Source organism: Enteractinococcus fodinae, from assembly GCF_031458395.1.
GTDB classification, from domain to species: Bacteria; Actinomycetota; Actinomycetes; order Actinomycetales; family Micrococcaceae; genus Yaniella; species Yaniella fodinae.
The window spans coordinates 1,253,410-1,271,256 of record NZ_JAVDYJ010000001.1; the positions used below are offsets into that span (position 1 = coordinate 1,253,410).

12 protein-coding genes, 1 tRNA gene and 2 pseudogenes are annotated in these 17,847 nt (G+C 55.1%); 5 read left to right on the top strand and 10 right to left on the bottom strand.

Features of this window, described 5'->3' with window-relative positions:
* Nucleotides 1-20: 20 nt before the first annotated feature.
* The 6 genes from fabF to aceE all read right to left on the bottom strand — a co-directional run bounded on the left by fabF (nucleotide 21) and on the right by aceE (nucleotide 7,974).
* Nucleotides 21-1,265, bottom strand: coding sequence for a beta-ketoacyl-ACP synthase II (fabF, locus tag J2S62_RS05905; protein ID WP_310175744.1), 1,245 nt, complete (start codon nucleotides 1,263-1,265; stop codon nucleotides 21-23).
* Nucleotides 1,266-1,404: 139 nt separating this feature from the next.
* Nucleotides 1,405-1,647 carry an acyl carrier protein gene (locus tag J2S62_RS05910; RefSeq protein ID WP_310172514.1) on the bottom strand — a complete coding sequence of 81 codons (243 nt, stop codon included), beginning with the start codon at nucleotides 1,645-1,647 and terminating at the stop codon, nucleotides 1,405-1,407.
* A gap of 78 nt (nucleotides 1,648-1,725) precedes the next feature.
* Complete coding sequence (locus J2S62_RS05915; protein ID WP_310172517.1) at nucleotides 1,726-2,784, bottom strand: beta-ketoacyl-ACP synthase III; 1,059 nt, start codon at nucleotides 2,782-2,784, stop codon at nucleotides 1,726-1,728.
* An 8-nt stretch (nucleotides 2,785-2,792) separates the two neighbouring features.
* Nucleotides 2,793-3,728, bottom strand: coding sequence for an ACP S-malonyltransferase (locus J2S62_RS05920; protein WP_310172518.1), 936 nt, complete (start codon nucleotides 3,726-3,728; stop codon nucleotides 2,793-2,795).
* A 123-nt stretch (nucleotides 3,729-3,851) separates the two neighbouring features.
* Nucleotides 3,852-5,063, bottom strand: coding sequence for a PucR family transcriptional regulator (locus J2S62_RS05925; protein WP_310172520.1), 1,212 nt, complete (start codon nucleotides 5,061-5,063; stop codon nucleotides 3,852-3,854).
* Nucleotides 5,064-5,223: 160 nt separating this feature from the next.
* Nucleotides 5,224-7,974 carry a pyruvate dehydrogenase (acetyl-transferring), homodimeric type gene (gene aceE / locus J2S62_RS05930; protein WP_310172522.1) on the bottom strand — a complete coding sequence of 917 codons (2,751 nt, stop codon included), beginning with the start codon at nucleotides 7,972-7,974 and terminating at the stop codon, nucleotides 5,224-5,226.
* A 266-nt stretch (nucleotides 7,975-8,240) separates the two neighbouring features.
* On the opposite strand from aceE, the gene J2S62_RS05935 reads away from it, so the two are divergent.
* The 3 genes from J2S62_RS05935 (at nucleotide 8,241) to J2S62_RS05945 (ending at nucleotide 9,248) form a co-directional block, all read left to right on the top strand.
* Nucleotides 8,241-8,678, top strand: a complete 438-nt coding sequence (locus J2S62_RS05935; protein WP_310172524.1) for a DUF3052 domain-containing protein — start codon at nucleotides 8,241-8,243, stop codon at nucleotides 8,676-8,678.
* Nucleotides 8,678-9,127, top strand: coding sequence for a redoxin domain-containing protein (locus tag J2S62_RS05940; RefSeq protein ID WP_310172527.1), 450 nt, complete (start codon nucleotides 8,678-8,680; stop codon nucleotides 9,125-9,127). The genes J2S62_RS05935 and J2S62_RS05940 overlap by 1 nt, the downstream gene beginning before the upstream one ends.
* Nucleotides 9,128-9,172: 45 nt before the next feature.
* Nucleotides 9,173-9,248, top strand: a tRNA-Val gene (locus J2S62_RS05945).
* A gap of 356 nt (nucleotides 9,249-9,604) precedes the next feature.
* Here J2S62_RS05945 and J2S62_RS05950 read toward each other — a convergent pair.
* Nucleotides 9,605-9,847: a hypothetical protein gene (locus tag J2S62_RS05950; protein WP_310172529.1), complete on the bottom strand. Its 243-nt coding sequence runs from the start codon at nucleotides 9,845-9,847 to the stop codon at nucleotides 9,605-9,607.
* Nucleotides 9,848-10,839: 992 nt separating this feature from the next.
* Between J2S62_RS05950 and J2S62_RS05955 the strand changes: the two are divergent.
* Nucleotides 10,840-11,607 (top strand): annotated as a pseudogene (locus J2S62_RS05955) (acyltransferase family protein); the annotation flags it as partial.
* Between the two features lie 177 nt (nucleotides 11,608-11,784).
* On the opposite strand, the gene J2S62_RS05960 reads toward J2S62_RS05955, so the two are convergent.
* Both J2S62_RS05960 and istA read right to left on the bottom strand, forming a co-directional pair.
* Nucleotides 11,785-12,555: an ATP-binding protein gene (locus tag J2S62_RS05960; protein ID WP_310172532.1), complete on the bottom strand. Its 771-nt coding sequence runs from the start codon at nucleotides 12,553-12,555 to the stop codon at nucleotides 11,785-11,787.
* Entirely contained in the window at nucleotides 12,552-13,910 is a 1,359-nt protein-coding gene (gene istA / locus J2S62_RS05965) for an IS21 family transposase (protein WP_310175746.1), read from the bottom strand. Before istA ends, J2S62_RS05960 begins: the two co-directional genes overlap by 4 nt.
* 727 nt (nucleotides 13,911-14,637) lie before the next feature.
* Here istA and J2S62_RS05970 point away from each other — a divergent pair.
* Nucleotides 14,638-15,435, top strand: a pseudogene (locus J2S62_RS05970) (SGNH hydrolase domain-containing protein).
* A 136-nt stretch (nucleotides 15,436-15,571) separates the two neighbouring features.
* Here J2S62_RS05970 and J2S62_RS05975 read toward each other — a convergent pair.
* Nucleotides 15,572-17,683 carry an SH3 domain-containing protein gene (locus J2S62_RS05975; protein WP_310172536.1) on the bottom strand — a complete coding sequence of 704 codons (2,112 nt, stop codon included), beginning with the start codon at nucleotides 17,681-17,683 and terminating at the stop codon, nucleotides 15,572-15,574.
* Nucleotides 17,684-17,847 lie beyond the last annotated feature (164 nt).

Here is a 17,847-nt window from a genome sequence, read left to right on the forward strand (position 1 = left end):
TTGAAGCGTTTAACATCGAATTAGTAGCTGCGGAATGCTACGACGGCGTTGTGACCACCGAATCCAAATGAGTTGCTCAGAGCGGCGATATCGCCTGAGGGGAGCTCTACAGGTTGGCCATGCACCACGTTCAGTGGGATATCTGGGTCCTGGTTGTCAAGGTTGATTGTTACCGGGGCCTTGCGATGATGGAGAGCCAGAACCGTGAAGATTGCTTCAAGAGCGCCTGAGGCTCCAAGTAGGTGACCAGTCTGTGACTTCGTTGCAGAGACATGGACATTATCCAAGTGGTCGCCGAAAACGGATTTCATCGCGACGTATTCGGGACGGTCCCCGACTGGAGTAGAGGTAGCATGCGCGTTAACATGTACGACCTCGTTGAGTTCAATTCCGGCACTCTGTAGCGCTGCATTGACGGCACGGGAGGCACCGAGCCCCTCTGGCTCAGGTGCTGTGATGTGATGGGCATCTGAAGTCACACCAGAACCGGCTAATACGGCATAAACTTCAGCACCGCGGGCACGGGCATGTTCTTCCGATTCGACAACCAATGCGCCGGCACCTTCACCGAGTACGAAACCATCGCGGTCGGTATCGTAGGGGCGAGAGGCGGCTTGCGGGTCGTCGTTGCGTCTGGAGAGTGCTTGCATCGCGGCGAAGCCTGCGATCGGCAGCGGGTGGATAGCTGCTTCAGCGCCGCCGGTGATAACGACATCTGCTTGCCCTGATTCGATGAGTCGGCGCGCGCTATCCATGGCTTCGGTGCCTGAGGCACAAGCCGAAATCGCGGTAATAGCCCCGCCCCGTGCCTCGAGGTCCATCGAGATTGCTGCGGCAGCGCCGTTGGGCATCAGCATTGGAACGGTCATCGGCAGTACACGGCGTGGGCCACGTTCGCGTAGGTTGTCCCAGGAATCTAGCATGGTCCATACGCCACCGATGCCGGTTCCGAAGGCGACTGCAATGCGTTCAGGATCGAGTTCCTGATCGGCTAGTCCCGAGTTCTTCCAAGCTTCTCGGGCAGCGACCAACCCCATTTGGGTGGTCGGATCCATGCGACGTGCTTCAACGCGTGACAAGACCTCAGAGGGGTCATTAGTCAGCTGCGCTGCAAAGGTCACAGGCAGTTCGTATTGTTGTACCCAGTCTTTTTCGATTGGCCGCGCACCAGAGGTACCTGCCAGGACGTTTGCCCACATGGTGTCTACGTCGCCACCGATCGGGGATGTAGCGCCAAGACCGGTAATAACGGCTTTACGGGTCATATCCATTGCCTCAATTAGTTGTTGACCGCACACGCGGCCAGGGTCATTCATCTTCGTATTTGGGTGGTAGGCGGCCTAGGGGGCCGGGAGAACTCCCGGCCCACCGCTCATGGCGGACCCTTCGGTCCTGCCGGCTTCGTTAGGAAGCGTTTGCGATGAAATCGACGGCATCCTGAACGGTCTTGAGGTTTTTGACTTCCTCATCAGGAATCTTGACGTCGAATTTTTCTTCCGCGTTGACGACGATCGTCATCATCGAGATCGAGTCGATGTCCAGATCTTCGGTGAAGTTTTTATCCAGCTGGACTTCTTCAGTCTCCAGACCGGTCTCTTCGTTGACGATTTCGGCTAGGCCGGAGAGGATTTCGTCTTTGTTAGCCATGAGCAGCTCCTTATATCGGCGTGCAAGTAGTACCTTGCACTGGTGTGTACTTAGTTCGTGGTCAATGCAGATTGCTGGCTAGGGAAGCCGAACAACCTGGGCGCCGTAGACCAACCCGGCACCGAAACCAATTTGTAGGGCGAGACCACCAGAAAGTTCCGGCTGTTCTTCAAGCAGGCGGTGCATTGCCAGCGGAATCGAAGCCGCCGAAGTGTTCCCCGCATCTGCAATGTCTCGTCCGATTGCCACGGTGTCTGGCAGTTTGAGTTGTTTGGCGAACTCATCAATAATCCGCATATTTGCCTGGTGCGGCAAAAACGCCACCAGGTCTTCTGGGCCGACACCGGCATCGGCCAGGGTCTGCTTGGCGACCTTGGCCATTTCCCATACAGCCCAGCGGAAGACAGAAGGCCCTTCTTGGCGCAAGGTGGGCCACACGCTCCCTTTACTGCCGGGCTCGGTGATGGCGGTGGCATCCCCGGTTCTTTCAACTTCCTGGATAATGTCACGCATTTCGATATTGGAGCGAGTCATGCGGATCATGTCCCAGTCCTCGCCTTTAGAGCCCCAGTTCGACTTCGAAATTCCTACTTCTTCGGAGGCGCCAACAACCACCGCACCGGCACCATCGCCCAAAAGGAACGAAATCGAACGATCCGTGGGATCAACAAAATCAGAAAGCTTCTCTGCCCCGATCACGAGGACATGCTCAGCCATACCGGAACGCACGAGCGCATCGGCCTGCGCCACTCCATAGCAATAGCCAGCGCACGCAGCAGAAATATCGTAAGCCGGAACTTGAATACCGAGCGCACCAGCAATAACTGCTGCAGCCGAACCGGTGGGGTAGGGAAACGTGACAGTAGCGACGACCACAGCGCCGATATCTGTCGCTTCAAGACCTGCCCGTTCAATCGCCTGTTTGCCAGCTGCCAGAGCCATGTCGGCCAGGCCGGTTTCTGCATCCGCTCGTTGACGAGTCACAATCCCGGTACGCTGACGAATCCATTCATCAGAGGAATCGATCGGACCGGCCAGCTCGTCGTTGGTGACGCGGCTGGAGGGACGGTAGGCACCAATTGACATGATGCGACTGGCAGTATGCGGACTGTATGGGGTCAAAGTTGGTGTGGACACGGGCTACCTTACGCTGTGGTGTTCTGGGTGTGGTCAGCAATGAAACCTTGGGCTTTTTCAAGGTCGGCTGGCGTCTTAATAGCCAACGTCTTGACGCCCTTCATTGCTCGACGGGCAATACCGGTGAGCGTACCACCTGGCAGCAATTCAAGAACACCCGTGACTCCTTGTTCCAGCATGGTTGCTTGGCACAAATCCCAACGGACTGGTGAAGTGACCTGGTTCACCAAACGCTGCACGAAGTCCTGGCCGGAAGCTATTGCAGTACCGTCGCTATTTGTGAGCAGTGGAACCGCTGGGTCAGCGACAGTTAGCTCCTGCGAGAAACGCTCGAGATCAGCCACAGCTGAACTCATGTACTGGGTGTGGAAGGCCCCGGCGACTTTTAACTCGATAACCCGGGTTTTGTCCAGCGGATTTTCAGCCAGTGCTGCAAGCGCATCTTTAGAACCTGCGGCAACGACCTGACCGCCCCCATTGACGTTTGCCGGGACGATATCTTTATCCTTCAGATAGGCGATGACCTCGTCTTGGTCGCCTCCCAGAACAGCTGCCATACCGGTCGGTTCAGCAGCCGCGGCGGCAGCCATACCCTGGGCGCGGACCCGTACGAAACCGAGCGCATCAACAGGGGAGAGTACTCCCGATAAGCCCGCTGCCGTAATCTCACCCACGGAGTGGCCAGCAGTCATCCACGAGCTAGCATCGAGGTCAGAGATTTTCAGAGCCTGTGCTGCGAGTAGGCCGGCGGCCACGATTAGCGGCTGGGCTACTGCGGTGTCTTTGATGGTCTCTTCATCAGAAACGGTGCCATGAGTGACTAGATCGACGCCGGTCTCATCTGACCATTTGCTGAGGTTTTCGGAGATTCCGGGGAGTTCGAGCCACGGTTCCAAGAACCCTGGGGTCTGAGAGCCCTGTCCTGGGCACACGATTGCGAGCATAGGTTTAACTCTTCCAAATTCTTTTGACAAAACTTATCAAGCTAGCCCACGAGTATACGCAAAGTTTTTGTAGGTTTCCTACAAGTACAGTTCGCGTTCACTGAGGGACGGTTTTGTGAGTGGTCATGGTTCTGGCGGGTTTAAGACCGTATCGAGTCTACCTGTCATCAGTGCAACTTGTAGGACATATGCATCTCTGGGCGTCGTTGGGTCCCAGCCGGTTAGTTCTGCGACGCGCTTGAGGCGATATCGAACTGTGTTGGCGTGAATGAACAATTGACGGGCCGTGGCTTCCAGTGAGCCTCCGGTCGTCGTATATACATCCACTGTTTCTAACAGTGAGTTGCCCGCCCGAGATAGTGGTCGATATATCTGACGGGTGAGCGCGCTGCGCGCTACCTGATCGCCGTTGAGGGCGCGTTCTGGAAGTAAGTCTGATGCGGATACAGGTCGTGGAGCATTGGGCCAGGCTGGTGCGGCAGAAAAGCCCTCGAGCGCTTCTTGAGCCGAGATCGTGGCATCGACAAGGGTGTCGACGATTCTGCCGTAAACAATCGGGCCATCGCCGAATCCGCGTTGGATGGTTTTCGTATCACTTTCGACATCCCGTACAGCGCCCAAAACAATGACCAGGCGATCGGAGAGCACTCCGATCAAGATTTCCAGGTTCGCTCGGGTCGCGATCTCGCGCAGCTTCGCTACCAATTGAGGTTCTTCGAGTTGGTCTGGTTGGCCGACCATGACGGTAATACCGTGCGTTGCTTTCCACCCGGTGGCAGCAGCGCGCGACCGAATTTCATCAGCCCGATCTCCAGCCAGAATGGAATCAAGCAGGAGCGCCTCAAGCCTGGTGTCCCAAGAGCCTCGGGTTTCGGCTGCTCGCGCGTACACCTCAGCCAAGGCGAACGCGATTTCTCGCGAGTAGAAGACCACTGCGTAACGGGCGGCGGCTTTATCTGGTTCCGCCACGATTGCTGGAACCTGAGTTTCAACAACTTGCAGGACGGTTCTGAGTAGTTGCACAGCTTGTTGAAGGGAGACAGTACGTGACAGCTCTGAGGGTGCGTTGCCAAAGACAGAATGCAGCACACCGGACGCGGAGGCTTTGACCGTACTTTCGCTGTGCTCAAACCAGTCCGCAAACGTCGTGAGCCCTTGCTGTGCGATCTCGCCCAGACTTGACCGCTGATTTGCTGGTAATTCTCGGAACCAAGGTAGCGAGGTGTTCAGCTGGTGCAATACTGCGGTTTTGAGCTCACCAAGGTGGGCTCGGACTGCAGCTTTGGCTTCAGCCGAAACTGGCCTCGGGATTTTAGCTGACCAGCTATTTTTCATTTAGGCAGCGCTCTTTAACAGGCTGATGGAAGGGATTGATATTGCTGCGGAGAAGAGAGGTGGCACGGCACCTATCGTATCCCAGCCGTTGGTTTATGTGCTGGAAAACACTCAGGCCGCCGGGGTGTCCCGACGGCCTGAGCATAAAGTGGGGCGGTTGTTAGGCGTCGCCACCAGCAGTTCCAGTGGTACCGGCATTCACATCGTCAAGGCGGTATTTCGAGAACGCCGAGGAAGCGGTGCCTTTATCGACTTCGCCATCTTCTTCCAGCAACTGCAACGCGCGTACCACTACGGAGTGGGTGTCGATTCCGAAGTAGCGACGTGCTGCCGCGCGAGTGTCAGAGAATCCGAAATCATCGGCACCTAGGGTGGCGAATTTATTCGGAACGTATTGGCGGAGTTGGTCGGGCAAGAGTGTTGCGAAATCGGTCGTAGCTACGACCGGCCCCTCGGTGTCTTGCATGACCTGGGTAATGTAGGGCACCCGTGGCTCTTGATCTGGTTTGAGTAACTGATCGCGTTCCGCGGCGACGGCGTCACGGCGCAGTTCATTCCAGCTGGTGACTGACCATACATCCGCTGAGACGCCCCAGTCATCAGCTAAGACCTGTGCGGCCTCGATGACCCATGGCAGAGACACGCCGGAACCGAAGAGGTTGACCTTCGGACCACCGATGTCAGAGCTTGAGAAGCGATAGATACCACGAATCAAACCATCAACATCTAGATCTTCTGGCTCTTCCTGGTGGGTGATGGGCTCGTTGTACACGGTCAAGTAGTACATGACGTTGCGGACCTTGTCGCCCATGTCGTGGTCGCCGTACATCTCGTAAAGGCCATTGCGCACGATGTGCGCGATTTCGTATGAGAAGGCCGGATCGTAGTGTTTCACACCAGGGTTGGTGCCAGCCAGGATCGGTGAGTGACCGTCCATGTGCTGGGTACCTTCACCGGCAAGGGTTGTGCGACCTGCTGTAGCACCGATCACGAAGCCACGGGTCAGCTGGTCGGCGGCAGCCCAGAAGCTGTCGCCGGTGCGCTGGAATCCGAACATCGAGTAGAAGATGTAGATCGGAATCATGATCTCGCCGTGCGTTGAGTAGGACGTGCCGGCAGCGGTGAGTGCGGCGGTGGCACCTGCTTCGTTAATGCCAACGTGCCACAGCTGGCCTTCTGTTGATTCCTTATAGGACAGGAACAGGTCACGGTCCACAGACATGTAGTTCTGACCGCGCGGGTTGTAAATCTTGGCGGTGGGGAAGAACGAGTCCATCCCGAAGGTGCGTGCCTCATCCGGAATAATCGGCACGATACGCTTGCCGATATTCTTATCCCGCATCAAGTCGCGAAGCAGTCGAACAAAGGCCATCGTGGTAGCGATCTGCTGCTTACCCGAACCCTTACGGGCGTGCTTATATGTAGATTCCGGGGGCATCGGAAGTGGGGCGTATTTCTTGCGGCGCTCTGGGACATAACCGCCAAGCTTCTTGCGGCGTTCTTGGAGGTATTTGATTTCCGGTGCATCCGGGCCCGGATGGTAGTACGGCATGGCGTACTGATCTTTTTCGATTTCTTCATCGGAAATCGGGATGCGGTGGCGATCGCGGAAGACCTTGATTTCGTCGATCGACAGTTCTTTCATCTGGTGGGTCGAGTTGCGTCCTTCAAAGCCGGTCCCCAGTCCGTAACCCTTAATCGTGTGGGCCAGAATGACAGTGGGGCGGCCTTTGTATTCGACAGCTGCCTTGTAGGCGGCGTAGACCTTCTTGTAGTCATGGCCACCGCGTTTCAGGCCCCAGATTTCATCATCGGTCATGTCGGCAACGAGCTCTTTAGTCGTCGAAGACCGGCCGAAGAAGTGCTCACGTACGAAGCCACCGGACTCAGCTTTGTATGTCTGATAATCACCATCCGGAGTTTCATTCATAATGCGAACGAGTTCTCCGGTGTCATCTGCTTCCAGAAGTGGGTCCCATTCACGGCCCCAGAGAACTTTGATGACGTTCCAGCCAGCACCGCGGAAAGAAGCTTCCAGTTCTTGGACGATCTTGCCGTTGCCACGAACCGGGCCGTCGAGGCGCTGGAGGTTACAGTTGATCACGAACGTGAGGTTGTCCAGTTTGCTATTCGCTGCAACGTGGAGAGCACCGCGCGATTCGGGTTCGTCCATCTCACCGTCGCCCAGGAACGCCCACACGTGTTGATCAGAGGTGTCTTTGATGCCGCGATCGTGGATGTAGCGATTGAACTGTGCTTGATGGATCGCGTTGATAGGCCCAATACCCATGGAGACTGTGGGGAACTGCCAGAACTCGTCCAGCATTTTCGGGTGAGGGTAGGACGGGAGTCCATTTGGTGCCTGTGATTTTTCCTGGCGAAAACCGTCGAGCTCTTTTTCGCTCAAGCGGCCTTCCAGGTAAGCGCGAGCATAGTTACCAGGTGAGGAGTGTCCCTGGAAGAAGATCTGGTCCCCGCCGCCAGGATGGTCTTGGCCGCGGAAGAAGTGGTTGAGGCCGACTTCGTAAAGCGTTGCTTGTCCCGCATAGGAGGAGATATGGCCCCCAACGCCCACGCCGTCACGCTGTGCACGCTGGACGATGGCAGCAGCGTTCCAGCGTAGATAGTTGCGATAGCGGCGTTCTAGCTCTTCATCGCCCGGGTATTCCGGTTCTTGGTCAGCCGGAATCGTGTTGACATAGTCGGTGGTGGTGACCATCGGGACGGCGACTGATTTGGTACCGGCACGCTGTAGTAGATGGCGCATGATGTACTCAGCGCGTTCGGTGCCTGCCGCGTCTACAAGCGCGTCGAAGGACTCAATCCATTCCGATGTTTCCTCAGGATCTTTGTCTGGTGCGTGGTCGGTCAAACCACTTAGAATGTCGGAGCTTTCTTCAGCTGTACTCACAGTGACCTCTTTCTTTTCAGTAACGACGGTGTGTTGTGTCGTTAGTAGGCGCGCAGGTGATCGCTGTTGTGATCAGCTGCGTTACGTCAAAGGGATCTCATGGGGATTCTACCCTTGTCCGTAGTGCAATACACCCAATCAGTCGCGCTAGTACTTTCACTGAAACCCCCGCTTTCGAAACTTGGGGCACGATATGATGAGATGATGTTGCTAATAGCTCAAGAATTTTGAAAAATAGAGTATCCACAAATTGTAAAAGGAGTGTTGTGAGCAACTCGGCGTCTGGTAAAAACCCAGATAACAATCATTATATTGCTGAACTCGAACTAGCTGTTGGGAATTTGATCCAAGAGCTTGGTTGGGATGAAGATATCGACTTCGAGTTTCGGAATGGTTTAGAGGACGCCCTGGGCGAAGAGTTCCTCACAGAAGAAGACCAAGAGCCCGTTGATGCAGTGCTCCTGTGGTGGCGCAGCGATGATGGCGATGTCTCAGATCTCACTGACGCGCTCGCGGACGCTGATAAAAATCTTGACCAAAACGCGCCGATCTGGTTGCTAGTACCGCGTGCTTCGCAGCCCGGACATGTATCTCCGACAGATATTTCTGAAGCCGCCACTGTGGCTGGCTTCCGCGCTACCACTACAGCAGGCGTATCAGAGCACTGGCTGGCCACCCGTTTAGAGCCAGCGGTTGCACACTAATGTTAGCGCCGGCCCTACGCGATCAGTACGGCCAGGAGTGGCCATTTCCTCCGATTGAAGGTCCTGGTAATCCAGCCCACGACAAAACGTGGCTGATCTTCATTCCTGGCGCGTACACGCCGGTGTGTATGTCGGAGCTTGACCACGTGGGTGAAATGTCTGCCAAGCTTGCTGAGCTGAGAGTTGGGTTGCGCCTCATCGCGCCAGATTCTGCGCCGGTGCTCAGGCTAGTGTCAGAGCAACTAGGAATCGAAGTACCCTTTTTATCCGACTTCTGGCCCCACGGAGCTGCAGCTCAGCATTATGGAATCTTCGATGAAACTACGGGGCGGCCCCGACGCGTGAGCCTCCTCGTGGATCGTTCCGGAGATGTCTTGGACTCCATAAATTCGACCCCAGGGGGACGCGATATGGGTGAGCATCTGGCCGTTTTGCAAAACGAAAAATAATCGGCTACTATTAAATCTTGTTGCACAGCGAGAACGCAGTGCAGAGGGTCTTTAGCTCAGCTGGTAGAGCAACTCGTTTACACCGAGTAGGTCATCGGTTCGATCCCGGTAGGACCCACCATAAGACGAAACCCCGACTCGACTTCCTAGGCGGCTCGGGGTTTTGTCGCATTCGTGAGATATGCGACCCATACTAGGGTTAACGGACTGAAGCCAGGGCAGACTGTGTTAGGGCAGTTCAGGTTCTATCAGTGTGAGCATTCGGTAAGCTTGCACGCCATAGTCACCCAGAGAGATTTTGATGCGGGTCGTGATATAGGCGGAAATGGCGGCTTCGAGGTCGTCACTGCTTGTCCACGGGGAACTGTAGTGTGTTTCGCTTTCCCTGTCCGACAAAGCCACCGCAGGCGGCGTTGTCTGAATTGTAAAGCTCTCGAGCGGGTGACCCACGACGCTATGAGTGCGTCGGCTCCGGCCCTAATAGAGGTAGTGGCCACCACTGTCGAAATGAAGCACCGACGGTGTTTGTGCGGCTCCAGGATAACCAGCCAGAGCTTCGACAACAGCATCGTCGGCCAGCTCCATCACCGGGTTGTGCCAGGTCTTTGTGCCGGCGACTTTGCTCTCAAAAGTAGTTGATCCTCGCGATGCAAGGACTTTGCCATCGCCAGCCGAGAAACCGGTGATATCGGTTAGCCCCAACTGACATGGGATCGGCATAGAAGTTGCGTTGGAGTAGGTTCGGCGGAGCGGGACTCCGCTCGTCTTGGGATTGTCCAGTTGGACGATGTTTTCGCAGCCAGTATCTATGTCTTCTCCGGTCCGTTGCCACCGGTTTGAGTGCACCGTTCATTCCAGTGATAGAGGACTGCGTTGTCATTAGCTAAACGATAGACATAGTGTAAATATTTGGGTGATGATGGCGTCTCGTATGATCGGTTGCCATCATGGTAAGGATAGGTCTCCCTATCCCGTTTATGAATTATGTTAATTGCTAGGTGTGGTGGCTGTTTCAGAATTTGGTTAGCGCCTATTCCAGCCCACGCAAGTGTGTCAGATGCTACGATCACTACGACTTTGATTGCTCCTTGTGCGCTATGCCGGTCCTTGAGAGGTAAATCTACGAACCGATAGGGGCGCACGTCTAATACGGCGGTTACGGCCAGAACGACCACACTGGCATGCCGTTGCCGGGTAACAGCCATAGTTTTCAGTGAGTAAACGTGTGAGAGCATAGAGCGATACATCATGGCCATCCTGGCAAGGTGACAGGATTGAGCTGCTTTTCCTAGAGGCTTGACGCTATTCTCGAGGTATAGTTCGTGGTGCGATTGCGCTTAACTCACCTGCCATGACTTGGCTTCAGTACTGAATTGACTGGTCTTACCTTTTTGACTGCTAATTGTTAAAGCCATCGCGATAGCATCCGCGTGCTCGTATTAGCGTTGAGCAGTTATAGTTTTGAATTTTGGGACACTAAACCCTATGTCGCTAACTCTCAGAAACTAGTCATTAAGATGACTCAGTGCTTCTCACACTTATGCATCAAAATGGAGTCAGAGTATGACATCGGCGACTACGAAACCCCCTAACGAGCCTGCAGTCAAAGCCGGTTCGAGATTTAGACCAGATATTCAAGGTCTGCGGGCAGTCGCGGTAGGTCTTGTGCTGCTCTACCACGCGGGGCTCGCACTCTTTCCGGGGGCTACGTTGGCGTTGACGTCTTCTTCGTGATTTCGGGTTTTCTGATCACGGGAATGCTGGTGCGTCAGGCTGAAGAGCAAGGACGTATTGACCTGGCCGATTTTTATGCGCGACGGATCCGAAGGATTCTTCCGGCGGCGACGGTAGTACTGGCCTTCGTCGCGGTTCTTACCCTATTAATTTTGCCTCGGACACGGTGGGACGAGATTGGTGTAGAGATAATCGCCAGCGCTTTTTATCTTGTCAACTGGGTGCTTGCTGACGGTACTGACTATCTCCACGCAGAAGAGGCCGCGAGCCCTATTCAACACTTCTGGACATTGGCCGTTGAGGAGCAGTTCTATATTTTATGGCCAGCTCTCTTGGTCGGACTGTTGTGGCTGGCAAGTCGTCGCAGACTGAATAGTTCGGGAGGACAAACTGCGAACATTCAACGCTACCTACAGATAGGTGTCGCGGTCGCGATCATCCCGTCTTTCCTATGGTCGATCTACTACACCGAGGCGAATCCTGCGCCTGCCTATTTTGTGACGACAACGAGACTTTGGGAGATTGCGATTGGAGCAGCAATAGCTATTTTTGCTGTTCAGTTGCAGAAAATACCCCCCACTATTGGTTACGTCTTGCAAGGTGGGGGCTCCTGGCGATACTCGTCGCGGGACTTTATTATATGCGGCAACGGCTTTCCCCGGTTATGCGGCCCTTCTGCCCACACTGGGCGCTGCCGCAGTTATAATTGGCGGCATGTCTGGCAGGGCGACGCGAGGCTTTGCTAAGGTCCTCAACGTTCGACCGATGCGTTGGATCGGTGATCTCTCCTATTCTTTGTACTTATGGGTGGCGCGTAGCCTCTGATGGTACTCCTGGTCCACGTAGTTGGTAACCCGTTTCTGGGGAGGTGGTACCGGCCCGTGTTTCAGGGCCGGTACCTGTTGTCGTAGCGCTCGTTGGGGTTATTGCCAGTAGTCCTTGTGAGACTGGGCCTTCAGATGACGGTGCTGACGCATGTCGATGTCGCCGAGGTTGATTTTCCTGGCGTTGTTAGCCAGCCGGTTGACAATCGAATCTGCCGCGACCCGGTCGGGCAAGATGTCCACCCAGTGGGCTGGTCCAGTTTGTGATCCAATCACGGTGGGCAGCCGGTGTTCCCGGTTAGCAAGGACCGCAAACAGGTCACTAGCAGCATCGGTGTCGATGCCCACGGTCAGGAAATCGTCGAGGATCAACATCTCGGTGTCTGACAGTGTGTTGAGCAGTTTCTGGTGGGCAATGCCATCGGTGCGAGCAATGATCAGTTGCCGGGCCAGATCGTCCATGCGGGTGTAGTAGACGCTGTGACCGTTGTGACAGGCGGCAATCCCAAGGGCGCAAGCCAAATAGGTCTTGCCACCGCCGGTGGGCGAAGTGATCAACAGATTCATCGGGTCAGCGGACCAGTCATGAGCGCCATAGCGCTGCATTCTGACTTTGGTGATGCCGCGGCCCGGTTGATAATCCAGTTCTGCGATACTGGCTTGCGGGATCGGGAATCTGGCGGCTTTGATCAGCCGGTCCACCCGATTGACCCTGCGTTGTTCCAGGGCTTGGTCAACAGCAGTCAAGAAAATCTGTTCCGGGGTGAGGGTATCGTAGTGCTCATCGGTGATGAGTTCTTCGAACCGAGTAGCGATATGGGTGACCCGTAATTGGCGGAATTTCTCGTAGTCAATGCTGGTAAACGTCACTGTGATTGCTCCTCACCGGTGGTGTCGTAATGCGAAGCATCGCGAACGTAGACCTCAGCGCCAAGCGGTTGGCTGCCACCAACTGTTTGGCGCTTTGTCGTAGACGCAGCCGGAGCCACCACGGCAGGCTTGTCGTGGTCGCTGGTGATCCCAGCCATGAGTCGTTTCAGCGTGGTGTAGGTGGCATACCCATTGCGGTTGATCAGCTGTTGGCATGCAGCTTCCACCACTGCACGATTTTTGCGGCCTAATCCTTCCAGAATGTTCTGACACGCTAAATAGCCTTGAGCTTCAATGACATGTCGATCTAATATCTGGTTGATCACTGCCAGGGTGGCTGGCCCGAAACTGCGGGCTCGATCGGTGAACCAGGACCGGGACCACAACCCGTCAATGCCCTGATGCCGTTCGGGAACATGGGCAGCCAGCGTGGAATATTGGCCTTTGCGACCGTTGATCCGAGCATGTTCACTGACCATGGTGTTACCGTCAAAGACGGTGACCCCAGTGGAGGTCAACCGCACTGATACCAATTGCCCGGCCAGTTGATAGGGCACCGAATAATGCTGGGAATCAGCTCGGATGTGATAGTTTCGCCCCACTTTGAGCTGTTTCCATTGGACTTCTTCAAACCGCGTGTCCGGCAACTGGCCCAACGTGTGTTGTTCTTCAGCAACAAATCGCTGCCAGCGGGTGACGCCGTTGACGTCTGGCATGTCATGATTGATTTCGTCGACCCTGGCATCGATGGCCTCGTTAAGGTCAGCTAGCGTAGTGAACACGTCATCAGCTAGATAGCCCAGCACACGTTTTTCCACGATACCCACCGCGTTCTCGGCAGCTGCTTTATCTCTTGGCTTCCCGGATCTGGCTGGGACAATCGCGGTCTGATAATGATCGGCTAATTGTTGATACCGGGCATTGATCACCCGCTCTATACTTCCTCTGCTGCGCGGATGTGACGAGGTCAACGGGTTGTCTGGCACAATCAACGCTGGCACCCCGCCCAGCACGGCGAATGCTTGGATATGGGCGTCTAACCATGCCGGGGACTTCATATCCAGATACGCCCGGCAGCAGATCACCCCCGAGTACGGCAGCACTGCGACCCATACATAGGCGGTGGTGATCTCCCCGGTCACAGAATCCACGATATCCATGGTCGGGCCGACCCAGTCAACCAGCATGGCCCGGCCCGGTTCGTGGCGCAACACAGCCACCAAATCGTGAGAACGCACGTAGTTAGCAAACAAAGCACAAAACTGGGAATACCCATACGGTTTCTGCAGTCCATGATCGGCATCAGCATACCGGCGCCATGCCATCAACACCGTAAAAAACCGGTTGGAGCGCATCGCTGCTAGCACTTGGTCAAAATCTGGTTGCGCGAACTCAGCGTTTGCGGCTATCAGGGAACCACTGCGCCAGCTGCTGCCTCGTCACTGCACTCATTGACGTGATCTCGTGTTCTGACACGATCTGGCGCACTCGGGCAATATCACGGCGGGAGCACCCCGCAATCTGAGTGATCTCAGCGTAACTATGCTCCTGGAGCACTAGCTCCATAATCTGGCGATATTTCACCATCTCGGTCTTCCTTTCGACTACAGGCCGACACCGAATATGTCGGACCTGTATCTAGAAGACCACCCCACACTGCCCAGTACCAGATACGCGGAACCCAGTTACCAACTACATGGACCGGAAGTACCATCAACCGCTACGTTCCACTTATGGCACTGGCCGCTTCTCGTCTTCGCTGCTTATCTAGCAGATGGCGAGCTCCCGGTCATTTATTGGTTAGCGATTGTGGCGCTGGCCATCGTCCCGTCTTGGTTGAGTTACTGCTACATCGAGGAGCCTTTTCGTAATTGGCCGAGGCTGAAGGAAAAGTCTGCACGAGCATTGCGGGCCGGCGCTTCGCTCATGGGAACCACCACCGTGATTGGTCTTGCTGTATTAGTAGCAAGTAGCCAGTTGACCTCAAGTAACTCGGAGTCTCTGACCTCAGATGAACCGATGGGGGCCGAAGCTGTCGAGCTGGATACCACGGCACTAGAACCTGTAAATCAAGTTGCTTCCATGACGCCTGACGTGTCAGAGGTCGAGGATGATATTGCAGAGGTGTACGACGAAGGGTGCCATGTCGATCAAGTTTCGGCTGAAGTCGAACCGTGTGTCTACGGGGATGCGGAGTCTGATTACGTAGTCGCCCTTGTGGGCGATTCGCATGCAGCGCAGTGGATACCAGCCCTTCAGAAACTAGCCAACACGAATAATTGGAGACTGGAAACATACACAAAGAGTGCGTGTGCTCTCAATGCGGTTGCACTGAGTATAGGTGGTGATCTTTACGAAAGCTGTTACGACTGGGGTCAGAACATCCTTGAGCACTTCACAGGATCAGATGCGCCCGATCACGTGATTGCCAGCGCTTCGTCCCACTCCGCGGCTAACAGTTCGGACGTCTCAGAAGGCGTACGCACTGGTAATCTGGAAAACGGTTACGCGGATGCTTGGACCCAAATCGAAGAGGCCGGCGTGGGGCTTACAGTCCTACTCGACACACCACGACCCTCCTTCGATGTGCCTGAGTGCATTGCGTAGAATGAAGACACTTTGACCGAATGCGCCGCGGACCGAGATGAAGCGATGGCCTCGAGCGGTTATGAGGGGATGCTCAGCGCAGCAGAAGCTGCGGATGTAGACACAGTGGATATGTCCGATGCGCTTTGTTCCCCAGAAGCCTGCGCTCCAGTTGTAGGGGGTGTAATCGTTTGGCGGGACAGCCACCACATCACAGCAACCTATGCGGAGACATTGGCGCAAAGTCTCGGACGAGAATTACGGACCGCGTCCTCACTGGAGTTCCGAGAGTAGTTTTCTGCTTATGAAGCAAACTATATCGGTAGCTAAGAGTACAACACCGCTGTTGGGTTTCCTCTGACGGAGACCCTGTAGCATCTTTGCACTGAGTTGGCTTTCAGTGCAAAGGCACACAACCTATCGAGCGCGATCATTTACTGCGCGTGAAGTGGCGGTGTGCAATCCATCCGGTGGTGCCGTTGATGGTGACTTCCCACCATCCGTTGAGGGCGCGGTTTGAGGTGGTCACTCGGGTGCCGCTGGGGAGACCTCGGAGGATGTCGCTTTTGCTGGTGGGTCTGGCCCGAAGGACGGTGTTGTCTTTGGCTTGGTAGATCAGCCCTGAAGAGATGGTGTCGTAGTAGCGCGTGAAGTGGCGGTGTGCAATCCATCCGGTGGTGCCGTTGATGGTGACTTCCCACCATCCGTTGAGGGCGCGGTTTGAGGTGGTCACTCGGGTGCCGCTGGGGAGACCTCGGAGGATGTCGCTTTTGCTGGTGGGTCTGGCCCGAAGGACGGTGTTGTCTTTGGCTTGGTAGATCAGCCCTGAAGAGATGGTGTCGTAGTAGCGCGTGAAGTGGCGGTGTGCAATCCATCCGGTGGTGCCGTTGATGGTGACTTCCCACCATCCGTTGAGGGCGCGGTTTGAGGTGGTCACTCGGGTGCCGCTGGGGAGACCTCGGAGGATGTCGCTTTTGCTGGTGGGTCTGGCCCGAAGGACGGTGTTGTCTTTGGCTTGGTAGATCAGCCCTGAAGAGATGGTGTCATAATTGGGGGCACTCGCACGAGCGTTGCTAATACGGGTTGAAACATCCTTACGAATGGCCTGTAGTTGCGAATAGAGATATCTACCCGGACACGCTGTTGCGTGCGTATCTCTGTGTCCGAGAATCGTATTCACCGTAACCCGGGTGCCCCTAGAATGCTTTGAAGTGCCCCCGGCCGAGGTTAGCGTGGTGGTACCAGTCGCATTTATTCCGTACTGGAGACCTTTCCAAGCCAGTACCTTTTTCAGCGACTCGACCATCCCTGCAGGCGGCTGAGCTACATCGAAGTTTCCTATGGTTGAGATTCCGAAGGTATTGGTATTGAAACCACCTGCCTGCGCGCCCAGGGGCAAGGAATCTAGCGAACCACGTCGACCTTCATAGATAGTCCCGTAGCGGTCAATTAGGAAGTTGTAGCCGATGTCACCCCATCGCAGTGATTCGGCGTGATAACTGAAAATAGCTCGGACCTGACCATAAGCTTGAGCTCGTGTGTAGTTATTTGTTCCTGCTGTATGGTGAACATACATCGCCTTGAGATCGCTCGATTGACTACTCGTCGAGGTGACTGACTCATTAGCACCCCACTGAGCACGAGTAACGATAGCGGGCTTGATTGCGTCAGCAGCGCTACCAGATCGGTTCGTCTGTATTGGAGCTCGTGCAGAAGTGAGACGAGACATCGACTCACTTGCGTTTCCGTGCGCTTCAGTTTTGAAGGATTCAATCGGATGAAGGCTGGACTCCACTGACGCTTCTGCAGCGGTCTCAACATCCTCTCCCTCAGGCGAGGCAGGTTCGAGTTGGCCATCCGTGACTGAGTGGCCAGGATCGATCAGTGATATTTCCAAACCTTCTGGAGCTACGCCTGATTCAGTGTGTACGCGTGCTTGCACCGCGTCGGCTTCGAGTGTGATTAGGGGCTCCGTACCGGCACGTGGAGAATTGGCTTTCATCTCCTCATCGGTAGCGTGAACCTCGAGATCGTGCCATTCGCTCCATCCACCTTGCTCTCGCACCCGTACGGCAGCCTCAGTGATAGTTTCGGCTGTATCGGAATCCCAGGTCAATCCTGCAGCGACGAAGTCAATTGACTCGATGGGCGCGGTGATCGCTGCCAAAGTGCCTTGGCTATCTTCGAGTGCCGTTTCAGCTAGGTGTTGTTCCTCAGCTGATTTTTGCGGTTGAGAGGACTGCGGAGATGCTTCTTCCGAGACACTAGGAGTCGGTTCAGTATTCGGTGTCTCAGAGCTCGATGACTCTTCGGGCAGCACCTCTGTATCACCGTCGTTTAGGGTTTCTTCAGTGTTTTGATCCTCGTTGTGCTGTGATTCCTCTGGTTCCTCGGAAGGTTCCGAAACTCCCGCAGTTTCTTCAGACGGTGGCTCAACAACTTCGCCGTCATTTTCGGGCAGGGCCTCCGCATCGATTCCCTCGATCTCAATGACTTCTTTCTCTTCACCTTCTACTGGGGCGGGCGTTTGCTCTGCCCCCATTTCTTCTACTGTGTGAGAAACGCTTAGGCTAGAGGATGTAGAAGCGCTGTTATTAGGTAGCGTGGCGTGAGATGCGGTCATAGTGGATGCAATTAGCGACAGTGAGAATGTGCTAATTAGTGCGATTCTTGTGGTGTGAGCAAACATGAGGATCCTGCAAGCAA